A 13,550-nucleotide genomic window follows, 5' to 3' on the forward strand; every position below is an offset into this window, starting at 1 on the left:
TCTCTGCATTGCATGGCGGGGCCGTATGTTTGGCGGCCTGCCCCGGTACGCGCCCGACGTCCTCTTGCGACGGCGGCCTTGATCTTCAGGTCCAGCGTCGCAAAAGGACGTCGGCCCGTTTCGATCGTAGTCTCTCGCAGGCTGCGGAAAGCAATTAAATGAGAGCTGCGGCACACCAGTGGCAGGAATGCCACTTGAGCGTGCAGCGTTGTACCAAGAGAAACAAAGTCCCCACATCACCTTCATGAAGTCAGCGACGCCATGACCGACGATGGATGGGGGCACCGAACCTTGCCACTGCGAAAGGAACATGCCGTGTTTGAACGGATATCCGGCTCCCTCCTGGACCCCGAGGCGCTCTACGCGAGCAACATCGAGATATTCCACAGCCCTGAATTGCGCGGGCTGAATATGGTCATGGGTTTCACGGGCTTTGCCGATGCCGGTCACGTGGTCAGGCAGATCAACGCGGAACTCCTGGACCAACTCGACGCCGAGGTGGTAGCCATGTTCGACGCCGACCAGCTCATCGACTACCGCTCACGGCGCCCCCACATCAGCTTCGTCGAAGACCATTTGCAGGACTATCACGCACCCACGCTGGCGCTCTACAGGCTCACGGACGGCCTGGGCCAGCCGTTCCTGTTGCTCGCCGGCTTCGAACCCGACCTGCAGTGGGAGCGTTTCTCCCGTGCGGTGGTGGGAATCGTGGAGAAGCTCGACGTCAACCTGGTCACCTGGATCCATTCGATTCCCATGCCCGTACCGCATACGAGGCCGGTGGGAGTAACTGTTCACGGCAATCGTCCCGAACTCATCGAAGGCATCTCCAGTTGGAAGCCAACGGTGGATGTTCCCGCCGCCATTGGACACATCCTTGAACTCCGGCTCACGGAAGCCGAACGCCACGTGGCCGGCTATGTCATCCACGTGCCGCACTACCTGGCCGAAGCCGAATACCCGCCAGCCGCGGTGGCAGGGCTGGAGTACCTGGGAGCCGCGACGTCCCTGATGCTTCCTACCGACCGGCTCCGGGAAGCTGGCCGGGAAGTCGGCCGCCAGATCGCCGAGCAGATTGAAGCTTCAGAAGAAGTGCAGGCTGTGGTGGCCAACCTGGAGGCCCGCTACGACGAGAAATCCGAGGGCATCGTAAGGCGGTCTCTGCTCGCCGACGAGAACGACGAATTGCCTAACGCCGAGGACATCGGGGCTGCCGTGGAAGCGTACCTGGCGCGTAAAGACTCGCCTCAATAAATCAGCTTTGAACTCCTGACAGGCATAATTGAGGGGTGACTGCTCCCCGCGCCTGGCTTATCTGGACGATCGGCGTCTTTGCCTATCTGGTGGCCGTAGCGCAGCGAACCTCTTTTGGTGTCGCCGGCTTGGAAGCAACGGAACGCTTCCATGCCAGTGCTTCGGCCATTTCCTTTTTTACCGTGTTGCAGTTGCTTGTCTATGCCGGCTTGCAGATTCCGGTAGGCGTCCTGGTAGACAGGTTTGGATCGCGCGTCATGATTGCCGGCGGTGCCATTCTGATGGGCCTGGGGCAGTTGCAGCTCGCCTTCGCGGACAGCGTCCCGGGAGGGGTTTTGGGCCGCGTCCTGGTGGGGGCCGGTGACGCCATGACGTTCATCTCCGTCATCCGGCTCGTTCCATTGTGGTTCAGCCCGGCCAGGGTTCCCTTGGTTACCCAGCTCACCGGCATGTGCGGGCAGTTGGGCCAACTTTTCAGCGTGGTTCCCTTCGCCCTGCTTCTTCACTCCGCCGGCTGGACGCCCGCCTTCGCTTCACTCGCGGCGATGTCCGTGCTGGCCATCATCCTGGTCCTCGCGCTGTTGCGGGACCTGCCTCCCGGACACCCGCCGCGGGAAACCGGGCAGGGCCTGCGGGCTACCGGAATTTCCCTTTCGCGCGCCTGGAAGCAGCCGGGCACGCGTCTTGGCTTGTGGAGCCATTTCACCGTCCAGTTCAGCGGCAACCTCTTTGCCATGACGTGGGGTTATCCCTTCCTCCTCTCCGCTCAGGGACTCGATGCGGGGACGGTCTCTGCCTTGATGGCCCTGTTCGTGGCAACTGCCATCGTCTCCGGACCTGGATTTGGACGCTTTGTCTCCAAACATCCAATGCGGCGATCGGCCATGGTCCTCCTGATCACCGCGTCCACTGCACTGGCTTGGGCTGCAGTGCTCATCCTTCCGGGCCGGGCGCCGTTGTGGCTGCTGGTGATCCTGGTGGTGGTGCTGGCCGTTGGTGGCCCGGGCTCCATGATTGGATTCGACTTCGCGCGTACGTTCAATCCCTCGCACCGCATTGGTACGGCCACCGGGATCGTCAACGTAGGAGGATTCATCGCTGCCTTGGTGGCGATCTACCTGATCGGCCTGGTGCTCGACGTCCTGAACGCGAGCGGATTCTCCGGCGGGGATTTGTACGGCCTTGATCCGTTCCGCGTCGCCCTCAGCGTCCAGTTCGTCCTTCTGGGCATAGGCACACTGCTTATCATGCTCACCCGACGCAAAGTCCGGTTGCAGATGGCAGAGCAGGGAATCCACGTACCTCCGCTTGCGGCAACCTTGGCCAAGCAGCGCCGCGAAAGGATCGAGCGCCGGCGTGCGGTGCGTGCACAGTCGGATGAAGGCAACAACGGATAACTGCAAGCACCAACCTCCGGGAGCGCAGTTTCGGTGGTTCGCCCATCTGTGTCCACCTTTATCCACATAAGCCTGATGGCCCCTGTTTTCACGCGTGGGTGCTACCCAAGCTTGAACCATGACCGCCAAAGAGACGCTAAGCATTCATCAACCAGAAGACATCCTCGGTTACATCCCGCACTTGTTGGGCTATTGGCCCGAAGACAGCCTTGTGGCCATCACAATGCAGGGGAAGTTACTCGGAGCGGCTCTTCGGGTGGACCTGCCTGCCGCGGGTTCGGGCCGCGCGCTCGCAGACTTTGCCGAGCACGTACGTAATTACTTGATTGCGGACACTCTCGCCGACGGCGTGGTGCTTGCCGTTTACACGGAGAGGGGTTGGGACGACGGCAGGGTTGTCAGGAGGTCACTTCCACTGCTGGCCCAGCTCCAACAAACCCTTGACCACGTTGATTTGTCTGTCCGGGATGCATGGTTGGTTGGTCCCGAGTATTGGCGCAACGCTTTCTGCGCTGATCAGGAGTGCTGCCCTGCGCCCGGTCTGCCGATAGACCGCATTCGGAACAGCCAGCTCAGCGCTGAGATGGTTTATCGAGGGAGCACCATTGGACCCTCTCCACGGAGCCGGGCAAATCCACCGGTCCTTGCCCGCCCGGGCGTTCTGGATGCTGCGGTGTCTGCTGCCGAATCAGATTTCGCCAAGCGGATGCGGTTGTCGTGGCGAAACGGTAGCTGCTTTGATGCCGTTCTGGATGTGTGGCTACGGGTTCTGGACCACACGCGGACCCAACCCGACGGCAACGCCATGGAAGCATTCACCCCGGAACTCACCGGTTTTCTGAGATCGACACTCGGTGTCCCGGCCTGGCGGGACGGTCTCATGATTATGGCGGCGGCGGGTACCGGCTCCGCGAAGGCAGGGGCAGCTGCGTTCGGGTTGTGCAGCAGTGACAGCTCCGAGCCGCTGCCCTTCGATGCCAACGGGCTGGGATTGCCCACAAAGGCCCACAGGTCCGCTGACGGGACCCTTGGAACAAGGGGGAAGCGGAACATCTTTGCGTACGCTGACATCCTTCTGGGAGTTGAACCGGCAGTGCCGGACTGGGGTCACCTGGATGCCCTGCAGCGCGTGCTGTCGTATCTATGCGTTGAAGGAGAAGTGGGGGAAGTAGCTGCTGCCGCTTTGACCCTGCAGGGCTGGGTTGCCTGGTGCAAGGGAAGTGGATCCTACGCACACGCCTGCCTTGTGCGTGCAAATTCGGCGAGGCCGGGGTACAGGCTAGCCGAATTGCTGGATGAGATCCTCGGGCAAGGCAGCATCTGCGCCTGGGCCAGCCGTCCCGAGTCCGCATGGGGAAGCTACAAAGGCTCCCTGCACTAGCTTTCAGTAGCTCTCGGGCTTCATCAAGCGTCGGATTCATAAAACCGTGAGACAATGGATGCCGAGACCCGGTTGGGTCCGCGTTTGAATGCCCGCAATGGGCCCGGAATCGGGGAACATTACGGTGTCGTTGGCAGTTGTACATAGTGACTCTGCGGACGGCGATCGCATTTGAAATTGATCGCGGACTTGACAGGGTCATAGTGGTGTTGCCCGCATGGTGATTCCACAGACCGCCGCTAGAAAGGTTTTCTGTGACCCCGTCTTCCGTCGAGAAGGAACCCGCCGCCCAGGCCGAACTGTCCGCTGAGGAAAACAAGGCGGCCACTTCGGCAAAGCGTGCGGCGACACGTGTTGCCACCAAGGCTTCAGAGGACAACTCTGACAAGCCGGCACCAAAGAAGCGTGGACCCAAGCCCGGCGCCAAGGCCGCGGCCGAAGCCGCGAACAAGTCTTCGGACTCCGAGCCCGACACCGACGAAGTGGCTGTCGAGGACGAAGATTTCGATCCCGCAGCAGCCGAGGAAGTTGAAGTCGGAGACGACGACGTCGAGGACGGCGCCGTAACCGGCAAAGACAAGCCCGCGGCACCCGGATCCGGATTTGTCTATTCGGACGCTGATGACGACGACGCCCCTGTCCAGCAGGTCATGTCCGCCGGTGCCACCGCTGACCCCGTCAAGGACTACCTGAAGCAAATCGGTAAGGTCGCCCTGCTGAACGCTGAGCAGGAAGTCGACTTGGCGCTGCGCATCGAAGCCGGACTATTTGCTGAAGAAAAGATCAACGCCGACGACGGTTCGATGGACCCGAAGCTCAAGCGTGAGCTTGAGTTCGTCATCCACGATGGCAAGCGCGCCAAGAACCACCTGCTAGAAGCCAACCTTCGCCTGGTTGTTTCCCTGGCCAAGCGCTACACCGGCCGTGGCATGCTCTTCCTGGACCTCATTCAGGAAGGCAACCTGGGCCTCATCCGCGCCGTTGAGAAGTTCGACTACACCAAGGGCTTCAAATTCTCCACGTATGCAACGTGGTGGATCCGCCAGGCCATTACGCGCGCCATGGCCGACCAAGCCCGCACCATTCGCATCCCGGTGCACATGGTGGAAGTCATCAACAAGCTGGCCCGTGTCCAGCGCCAGATGCTTCAAGACCTGGGTCGCGAACCCACGCCTGAAGAATTGGCGCTGGAATTGGACATGACGCCTGAGAAGGTCGTGGAGGTCCAGAAGTACGGCCGTGAACCGATTTCGCTGCACACGCCACTGGGTGAGGATGGCGACTCCGAGTTCGGCGACCTCATTGAAGACTCGGAAGCTGTTGTTCCGGCTGATGCCGTGAGCTTTACGCTCCTCCAGGAGCAGCTGCACTCGGTTCTGGACACGCTGTCCGAGCGTGAGGCCGGAGTCGTCGCCATGCGCTTTGGCTTGACCGATGGCCAGCCTAAGACTTTAGACGAAATTGGCAAGGTCTACGGCGTTACGCGTGAGCGAATCCGCCAGATCGAATCCAAGACCATGTCCAAGCTGCGGCACCCGTCCCGCTCGCAGGTCCTGCGGGATTACCTGGACTAGGATTTTCCTTCACCATCAAGAACAGCCCAGCCGGATCATCCGGCTGGGCTGTTCTTGTTTCGGAAAAATCGAGGCCAACACAACAGGGCCCCTCCCTGGTGGGGAGGAGCCCTGTTGAATGCTCGAAGTGTTTGCCGGTCTTGTGGCCGGGCTTTCCTGCCTAATCGACAGGGACGGGTGCCTTCTCGTTGAGGCGCTCGGTCTCATCGTGCCAGTCGGAGGTCAGGGGCCGAAGCGTGGCCTCAACTGCGCGTGCGTGGTGGCCGCAAAAAAGCAGCTCACCGCCGGAGGACTCGAGTACAACGCGGACATATGCCTGAGCCCCGCAACGATCGCATCGGTCAGCTGCGTTCAGTGTGCGGTCTGCAACTGCTGTTGTCATGTCGGCCTCCTTAGTAGTTCTGTACATCCATATAACCAGTATTCGGAGCAGAACCATGGCAAGGATGGATCACTTTCGCTGTCCGCGTATCACATGTGCGTAACGTAACGAAGCAACATGCTGGTTGCCGGGAGTGGCAACCGGTGGGGATGGGCGGCCGCGACTAGCCTAAGATGGGCAGTGTTTGCCTTGGATCAGGACTTGAATCAGCACTTGAATCAGCACATGGATCAGCACATGGATCAGCACGTGAACAGGCCCTGAAAGACACCTTGAGATATACCCCGAAGGAGCACACCGCGAGTGGCACCGAGTTCTGAATACAACGCCCGGCATCTTTCTGTCCTTGAGGGCCTGGAAGCCGTTCGCAAGCGCCCGGGCATGTACATCGGCTCCACCGACTCCCGTGGACTCATGCACTGCCTGTGGGAGATCATCGATAACGCTGTCGATGAGGCCCTGGCCGGCTTCGGGCATGACATCAAAGTGATCCTGCACGCGGACAATTCAGTCGAAATCCATGACGACGGCAGAGGCATCCCGGTTGACGTCGAACCGAAGACTGGCCTTTCCGGCGTCGAAGTTGTCTTTACGAAGCTGCACGCAGGTGGCAAGTTCGGTGGCGGTTCATACACGGCGTCGGGTGGCCTCCACGGCGTAGGTGCATCGGTGGTCAACGCTTTGTCGAGCCGGTTGGATGTTCAAGTGGACCGCGGCAGCAAGACGTACCAAATGTCCTTCCGGCGTGGTGAGCCCGGACGCTTCATCGATTCCGGAGCCAAGCCCAGCCCCAATGCGCCCTTTGAGCCGTTCGTTGAAAACTCTGTGCTGGACGTTGTTGGCAAGGCCAAACGCGGCGTCACCGGTACAAGGGTGCGTTACTGGGCAGACCGCCAGATCTTCACTCCCGATGCCAAGTTTTCTTATGACGACCTCGCCTCGCGCGCACGCCAGACATCGTTCCTTGTCCCCGGCTTGAAGATCACTGTCCGCGATGAGCGCAAGCTTGCGGGCACGCCCGGTGAGAACGGTGTGCACGAGGAAGTCTTCCACCACGACGGCGGCATTTCGGAATTTGTGGAGTTCTTGGCAGCTGACTCCGGAGTGACGGATGTGTGGCGCCTCCACGGTTCGGGAAAGTTCAAGGAAACCGTTCCGGTCCTTGACGAAAACGGGCACAGCAAGATTGCCGAAGTCGAACGCGATTGCGAAGTCGATATTGCCCTGCGCTGGGGGATCGGCTACGAGACCACGATGCGTAGCTTCGTCAACATCATTGCGACCCCCAAAGGCGGTACGCACCAGGCGGGCTTTGAGGCGGCGTTGCTGAAAACCTTCCGAAAGGCCGTGGAAACGAACGCCAGGAAGCTCAAGGCGGGCAACGACAAGATCGAGAAGGACGATGTCCTGGCCGGCCTCACGGCGGTACTCACAGTCCGCTTGGCCGAGCCACAGTTCGAGGGACAGACCAAGGAAATTCTTGGCACTTCTGCTGTTCGTGCCATCGTTGCCAAGGTGGTCGAGCAGGAAATCTCCAGCAGGTTGGGCTCTGCCAACCGCAACGACAAGGCACAATCGGCGCTGCTGCTGGAAAAGATCGTCAGCGAAATGAAGTCGCGCATTTCGGCCCGGGTGCACAAGGAGACCCAGCGCCGAAAGAACGCACTGGAAACCTCGTCCATGCCCACCAAGCTTGCCGACTGCCGTACTGATGATGTGGCGCGATCCGAACTCTTCATCGTTGAGGGTGATTCTGCGCTGGGTACCGCCAAGCTTGCCCGGTCTTCAGATTTCCAGGCCCTGCTTCCTATTCGAGGCAAGATCCTTAATGTCCAGAAGGCTTCGGTAGGGGATATGCTCTCCAACGCGGAATGTGCCGCACTTATCCAGGTTGTGGGTGCGGGCTCAGGGCGCAGTTTCGACATTGACGCCGCGCGTTACGGCAAGGTCATCCTGATGACGGACGCCGACGTCGACGGCGCCCACATCCGTACGCTGTTGCTGACACTCTTCTTCCGCTACATGCGACCCATGGTCGAGGCTGGCCGGGTGTTTGCCGCTGTTCCGCCCCTGCACCGCGTGGAGGTCATCAACCCGGGCCAGAAGGCCAACGAGATGATCTATACGTACTCTGAGGCAGAATTGCATGTCCTCCTGGCCAACCTTGCCAAGGAGGGCAAGCGCTACAAGGAGCCCATCCAGCGGTACAAGGGCTTGGGTGAAATGGACGCCCAGCAGCTCGCAGAGACCACCATGGATCCGCGCCACCGGACCTTGCGGAAGGTGGGCATTGACAGTGCACAGCGTGCTGAAGAGGTTTTCGATCTCCTTATGGGTTCGGACGTGGCTCCCCGTAAGGAATTCATCATCGCCGGGGCAGCGACGCTGGACCGGGAACGCATCGACGCCTGAGTTCAGACCTGCGGTTTCCGGGCCGCCTTCGTCGCGGACCCGGAAGCCGCGGAAGCTGGTGCCGCAAAGGCTGCTGCTCCTACGGCGAGAGCCAGTGCGCCCAGGCCCCAGGGGAGGCCTGCCGCTACGGCAACCCCGCCCACCAACAAGGGGCCGCCTGCGTCACCAAGCTCCCGTCCCAGCTCGGCCGAACCCATGGTACGGCCGAGTCGTTCAGCGGGAGTTGCATCCGCCAAGTGCGCGAATGCCAGTGGCGTGGCAATGCCAATTCCCAGTCCTATGAAGACCGCACCGCCGTAGATGGGCACGCCGCGATACAGGGAAATCGCACCGTCGATAGCCGCCGATCCGGGAAGAAAGCCCGCGATAAGTACGCCGAGGGCAATGGCCAGCAAGCCGGCCACCATACCTGGCCTGTCTGCGATGACTCCCCGATCGCGTAATCCTCCGATCCTCGGCTGGACCAGCGACGACGCCAAGGCCAGCACGGTCACGACGGCGACGCTGCCGGTGGTGCCGAGCCCTTCCCTTGCCGCCAGGGCCGGCAGGAACCCCACAGCGGCACCCAAGGCGCCAGTCGACGCCGCCATCACCAAGGTAGGCCCAAGGAACGATCGCTCGGTACTTTGCTTCCAGACATCAACGATGGTGTATCTGGGGCGGGGCAGGGGAGCCATGCGGGGCACGGAGATGGCAGCCCAGATCGCTACTGCCAATCCCAGTATGGACAGGATGAGGAAGAGAAGCTTAAACCCGCCGACGATGATCGCTACGGCGCCCAGCAGGGGACCGACCGCGTAGCCAAGCCCCTTCCATGAGCCGTAGCGGCCGAAATATCGTCCCGTGTGCTTGCCCGCGAGCCTGGCAACGCCGGCAGAGGACGCCGGTGAGAAGGCCGAGGCGGCCATGCCTTGGCCAAGCCGCGCCGCAGCCAGCAGGAGGGGTTCACCGGCCCAAAGTCCGATCAGGGAGGCGGCGGAGAAAGCAAGGAGGCCTCCGATGATCACAGGCTTCGGCCCAATACGATCGCTGATCGCCCCAAAGACCGGCTTGAGGAAGACTTCCGCGATGTCGTACAGGGCCAACAGCACGCCCAGGCCAAGCAGGCTCAAACCAATGTCCGCACTTTCTGCCCCAAGTCCGGCAGCCACGGCGTGGGCGCCAAAAGCTGTGGTGAAGCCGGCCGCATAGAGGGGCCATCGGTGGCTGGGGGAGACGGCTGCAGTCAAGAGTGAGTTGTCCTCGTTCACGCCCTCAATGTAACAGCTGCTACATTCGCTCCTGTGACTGACGACGAATTGGGATGGTTGCTCATTCTTGTCCAGGTGCCCTCGCAACCGTCCAAGCACCGTGTTGCGGTGTGGCGAGAACTTAGGCGGACCGGGGCGGTTCCCTTGTTGCCGGGCACGTGGTTGGTGCCTGCACACTCCGCTTTTGAGGCCGGGCTCGCCAAGGCCCGTTCCCTGGTTTCCAAAAGCGATGGCAAATGGACCTTGGTGGATGCATCACCCCGCGATGGTGCCGATACCTTCCGGGCGGCGTTTGAGGCCGCCCGCGCTGAGGAATGGGCGGAGTTCATGGCGGATTGCGGAAAGTTCGAGCAGGAGATAGCCAAGGAAATTTCGCGGAAGAAGTTCACGTTCGCGGAACTGGAGGAGGAAGAGCAGAGCCTGGAGCGCTTGCGGCGTTGGTATCGCGGCTTGAAATCGAGGGACGTGCTGCGGCTCCCGCAAGCCGACCAAGCTTCGGCTGGCCTGGCACGGTGCGTGACCGCCCTGGAGGGTTACTCGTCGTTGGTCTATGACGCGACGCTTCCCTGAGACGCAGCCTGGGGCCTCCGGGCAATCTTCGTACTTAGCCCAGCAACCCCGGGACGATCAGGAGCCCCGTGGGTACGGCGAGGAGCAGTGCCGAGGCAGCCAACACCAGGGCGCGAAGAGTTTTGGCGAGCGGAGGCTGCGGCGAGAGAAGGCGGCTGACGCGTGACGCCGTCGTACGCGGTGAATCTGCCCCGCCGGTGGCGCTGACGGTGCCACCCTCGACGACGGCGCCCCCGCCGAGCGCCTGTGGGCTCAGTGCGCCGCCAAGTGCCTTCCCCTTTAGCGCCTGATCGCCAAGTCCTGGTGTTGAGGACCCGCTGGAGACAATGGCGATGGCCTTGATCAAGGTCCCTTTGCTTTCGGTCCTGAGCGCGACGTCGTCAGCCAGCATTTCGATCAGGGAGTTCACGGCCGTCTGGGCAAGTCGTGTGGTGGGGAACCAAGGGAGCGCCTGCCGCCAGGCTGCGAAGGCCCAGAGGAGGAGATCGTGACGCTGGGAGAGGTGGGCATTTTCATGGATGAGCACCGCCCGCAGTTCTGCCGGCTCGAGGGCGGCCATGAGGCCGTCGGACAAGACTGTCACAGAGCGTGCACCGCCGGGCAAGCAGTATGCCACGGGGGAATCGTGGTTAATCACTACGGTGCCCGGACCGTCGTCGGAGGGTGAGGCCAGAAGCGTGAGCAGTTCGCGGTGTCGACTGCGTTGCCGTTCAATCTTGTAGTAAGTCAACAGCAACGTGAACACCAGGTGCGCCGTCAATAGTGCGGCCGCAGACAGGGCGAAGAGGTGCCAGAAGCCTAGTGCGGTGGTTGGCTCGTTGTTGAAAACCATGCCCGCCAGGCTCCTGAGCCCCGCGATCAGGTTGTCGCCGATCGGTTCGAGGCCGTAGACGAGCATGGCGCCGATCATGGACAAGCCACCTGCGAGGGCAATCGCCTGCCACAAGACCATGGCCGTGAAAGGGGAGCGGGCAGGCCATTGCGCGCGCGAAAGCAAAACGGGTACCGGCCACGCCAGTATTAATGCCAGGACCGCCAGGAAGTATGAGGTCCAGAACATACTGGCTAATTGTAGCCGAGCAGTTTGCGCAGGGTAGCGGCTTCACTTTCGGAGACGGAACCAATGAAGCGTGCCAGGACGGCTTCGCGGTCAGGAGCCGAGCCGAGGACCTCGTGCATAAGTTCGGCAGTATGGTCCGCGCGGCTCGAAACTGCCTGGTAGCGGTGCGGCCGGGTTCCGCGTTCGCGTTCCACCAAGCCTTTCTTCTCCAGCCTGGAGAGCACGGTCAGGACCGTGGTCACTGCCAGGTCCTTGCCCTGGTGTCCCGCTGTGCCGTCGCCGGCTTCGGAGTCCTGCGCGAGAAGATCACGCAGGGTGTTGGCAGTTGCAGCCTCCTGGCCCGCCCAGAGCAGGTCCATCACTGCCCGTTCCAGTTCCCCAAGACTCGCCATCAATACGTCCCTACCTTCCGCGCCCCGGTGGCAAAAGCCACAGCCTGGGAGCGATGATCCAACATTCCACCACAAATCTACCGCTTTTCAGCCCTTCATTCTACGTGAGGTAGAACTATCGGCGCGCCGCGGATGCCCATTTACCCTTGCAGGTGCGTTACGCCGCTTGAAGAATGGGCGTGTGGCTTTGCCATTTGTTCTACACTGTGTAGAAGATTAGTTTTCTACGTAACGTAGAAGTAAGTACACCGCTCTTCGGGCCGCCGGACAAAGGACAGCCATGGACGCCTTGGAAATCGCACGCTGGCAATTCGGAATCACCACCGTCTACCACTTCATGATGGTGCCGCTCACTATCGGCCTGGGCTTGGTGGTAGCCGTCATACAGACCCTGTGGTACCGCACGGGCAAGCCAGAGTATCTACGGATGACCAAGTTCTGGGGGAAGCTCTTCCTCATCAACTTCATCATGGGTGTGGCAACGGGCATCGTGCAGGAATTCCAGTTCGGCATGGCCTGGAGTGAATACAGCCGGTTCGTTGGAGACGTCTTTGGCGCGCCGCTGGCTCTCGAAGCCCTTCTCGCCTTCTTCGTCGAGTCCACGTTCCTCGGGCTCTGGATCTTCGGCTGGAAGCAACTGAAGCGAGGTATCCACCTGGCCTGCCTGTGGATTGCCGTGATCGGTTCCGTCTTCTCCGCCTACTTCATCATTGTGGCCAACTCCTGGATGCAGCATCCCGTGGGCGTTGAGATGGTGGATGGACGGCCCGTCATGACCGACGCCTGGGCGGTGTTTACCAACAACACTGCGCTCGTTGCCGTACCGCACACGCTCTTCGGTGCCCTTGGAGTTGCAGGTGCCTTCTTGCTCGGCATCGCCTGGTACCACTTGTGGCGCCGCCGCCATGACGGCATTGACGTGGTTGGCAAGGATGGTCGGCTGGTCGCAGGAGAGGCCGACATCGCGGGCCGCGACAAGAGTGACTACACAGTGTGGATGCGTTCCCTGCGGATCGGCGCAGTGGTGGCGATGATTTCCTTCGCCGGCACCGCCCTGACGGGTGACCTGCAAGGCAAGCTCATGTTCGAGCAGCAGCCCATGAAGATGGCTGCCGCGGAGGCGGCATGCCACGACGGTACCGGATTTTCCGTGCTGAGCGTCGGCAATTTGGGCGCCAAGAACTGTGACGACATTGTGGCCGTCATCGAAGTGCCCGGCATCCTCTCCTTCCTTGCCAAGGGCGACTTCACCACGGAGGTTAAGGGCGTGAACAGCCTGCTTGGGGAGTACAAGGAGAAGTACGGCACGCAATTGCCGGACAACCCGTTGTATGGAGACCGCGCAGGCCAGGAAATCCAGTACGTCCCCGTCATGGAGGTCACCTACTGGGGCTTCCGGATGATGATCGGCTTCGGCGGCGTTGCGGCCCTGGCCGCGCTGATAGCCCTGTGGGTCACCCGCAAGGGCATCGTTCCTGAGTCAAAGTGGCTCATGCGCCTTGCCGTTTTCGGAATCCTGGCGCCGTTCGGGGCCAACGCCGCGGGCTGGATCTTCACCGAAATGGGCCGACAACCCTTCGTCGTGGCGCCCAACCCTGACATGAACGGTATTGACCAGGTCTTCATGTTCACTGCCGCCGCCGTTTCACCCGGCGTCAGTGCAGGCGAACTCATGAGCTCTTTGGTTGTCCTGACCGCCATCTACGCTGTCCTGCTGGTGGTGGAAGTCAAGCTCCTGGTCAAGTACGTCCGCGGCGGCGTCGCCTCTGCCATGCCGGAACTCGCGCACGGCAAGGAGCAGGAGCCGCGCGACAAGAACGACGACGGCACCCCGGGTCCTGACAAAGCCGACGACGTCCTGGCGTTCGCTTACTAGAA

At 61.3% G+C, this 13,550-nt stretch carries 11 protein-coding genes; 7 read left to right on the plus strand and 4 right to left on the minus strand.

Annotation, left to right across the window (positions count from 1 at the left end; genetic code table 11):
• Positions 1-315: 315 nt before the first annotated feature.
• The 4 genes from LDN75_RS08670 to LDN75_RS08685 all read left to right on the plus strand — a co-directional run bounded on the left by LDN75_RS08670 (position 316) and on the right by LDN75_RS08685 (position 5,606).
• Positions 316-1,254 carry a PAC2 family protein gene (locus tag LDN75_RS08670; protein ID WP_223936770.1) on the plus strand — a complete coding sequence of 313 codons (939 nt, stop codon included), beginning with the start codon at positions 316-318 and terminating at the stop codon, positions 1,252-1,254.
• 35 nt (positions 1,255-1,289) lie between these two features.
• Positions 1,290-2,651, plus strand: a complete 1,362-nt coding sequence (locus LDN75_RS08675; protein WP_223936772.1) for an MFS transporter — start codon at positions 1,290-1,292, stop codon at positions 2,649-2,651.
• A gap of 118 nt (positions 2,652-2,769) precedes the next feature.
• Entirely contained in the window at positions 2,770-4,032 is a 1,263-nt protein-coding gene (locus tag LDN75_RS08680) for a DUF4192 domain-containing protein (protein ID WP_223936773.1), read from the plus strand.
• Positions 4,033-4,286: 254 nt separating this feature from the next.
• Positions 4,287-5,606 carry an RNA polymerase sigma factor gene (locus LDN75_RS08685; protein ID WP_223936775.1) on the plus strand — a complete coding sequence of 440 codons (1,320 nt, stop codon included), beginning with the start codon at positions 4,287-4,289 and terminating at the stop codon, positions 5,604-5,606.
• A gap of 160 nt (positions 5,607-5,766) precedes the next feature.
• On the opposite strand, the gene LDN75_RS08690 is transcribed toward LDN75_RS08685, so the two are convergent.
• Positions 5,767-5,988, minus strand: coding sequence for a hypothetical protein (locus LDN75_RS08690; protein ID WP_021473125.1), 222 nt, complete (start codon positions 5,986-5,988; stop codon positions 5,767-5,769).
• Between the two features lie 303 nt (positions 5,989-6,291).
• Between LDN75_RS08690 and LDN75_RS08695 the strand changes: the two genes are divergently transcribed.
• Positions 6,292-8,400, plus strand: coding sequence for a DNA topoisomerase IV subunit B (locus LDN75_RS08695; protein WP_223936777.1), 2,109 nt, complete (start codon positions 6,292-6,294; stop codon positions 8,398-8,400).
• A 2-nt stretch (positions 8,401-8,402) separates the two neighbouring features.
• Here LDN75_RS08695 and LDN75_RS08700 read toward each other — a convergent pair whose 3' ends face one another.
• On the minus strand, positions 8,403-9,650 hold the full coding sequence (locus LDN75_RS08700) for an MFS transporter (protein ID WP_223936778.1): 1,248 nt from the start codon (positions 9,648-9,650) through the stop codon (positions 8,403-8,405).
• Positions 9,651-9,683: 33 nt separating this feature from the next.
• Here LDN75_RS08700 and LDN75_RS08705 point away from each other — a divergent pair, with 33 nt between their 5' ends.
• The gene (locus LDN75_RS08705) at positions 9,684-10,220 is read left to right on the plus strand and encodes a Chromate resistance protein ChrB (RefSeq protein ID WP_223936779.1); all 537 of its coding nucleotides are present in this window, start codon (positions 9,684-9,686) and stop codon (positions 10,218-10,220) included.
• A gap of 34 nt (positions 10,221-10,254) precedes the next feature.
• Here LDN75_RS08705 and LDN75_RS08710 read toward each other — a convergent pair whose 3' ends face one another.
• Both LDN75_RS08710 and LDN75_RS08715 read right to left on the minus strand, forming a co-directional pair.
• On the minus strand, positions 10,255-11,280 hold the full coding sequence (locus LDN75_RS08710) for a M56 family metallopeptidase (protein ID WP_223936781.1): 1,026 nt from the start codon (positions 11,278-11,280) through the stop codon (positions 10,255-10,257).
• A 5-nt stretch (positions 11,281-11,285) separates the two neighbouring features.
• Positions 11,286-11,672 carry a BlaI/MecI/CopY family transcriptional regulator gene (locus tag LDN75_RS08715; RefSeq protein WP_189016115.1) on the minus strand — a complete coding sequence of 129 codons (387 nt, stop codon included), beginning with the start codon at positions 11,670-11,672 and terminating at the stop codon, positions 11,286-11,288.
• A gap of 280 nt (positions 11,673-11,952) precedes the next feature.
• Here LDN75_RS08715 and LDN75_RS08720 point away from each other — a divergent pair, with 280 nt between their 5' ends.
• Positions 11,953-13,548 carry a cytochrome ubiquinol oxidase subunit I gene (locus tag LDN75_RS08720; RefSeq protein ID WP_223936783.1) on the plus strand — a complete coding sequence of 532 codons (1,596 nt, stop codon included), beginning with the start codon at positions 11,953-11,955 and terminating at the stop codon, positions 13,546-13,548.
• Positions 13,549-13,550 lie beyond the last annotated feature (2 nt).

The sequence above is a fragment of the Arthrobacter sp. StoSoilB5 genome, from assembly GCF_019977235.1.
In the GTDB taxonomy this organism is placed as follows: domain Bacteria; phylum Actinomycetota; class Actinomycetes; order Actinomycetales; family Micrococcaceae; genus Arthrobacter.

Coding starts and splice junctions, on each gene's coding strand:
- LDN75_RS08715 (WP_189016115.1), bottom strand. CDS start 11,672: ATGGCGAGTCTTGGGGAACTGGAACGGGCAGTGATGGACCTGCTCTGG.
- LDN75_RS08720 (WP_223936783.1), top strand. CDS start 11,953: ATGGACGCCTTGGAAATCGCACGCTGGCAATTCGGAATCACCACCGTC.
- LDN75_RS08680 (WP_223936773.1), top strand. CDS start 2,770: ATGACCGCCAAAGAGACGCTAAGCATTCATCAACCAGAAGACATCCTC.
- LDN75_RS08690 (WP_021473125.1), bottom strand. CDS start 5,988: ATGACAACAGCAGTTGCAGACCGCACACTGAACGCAGCTGACCGATGC.
- LDN75_RS08710 (WP_223936781.1), bottom strand. CDS start 11,280: ATGTTCTGGACCTCATACTTCCTGGCGGTCCTGGCATTAATACTGGCG.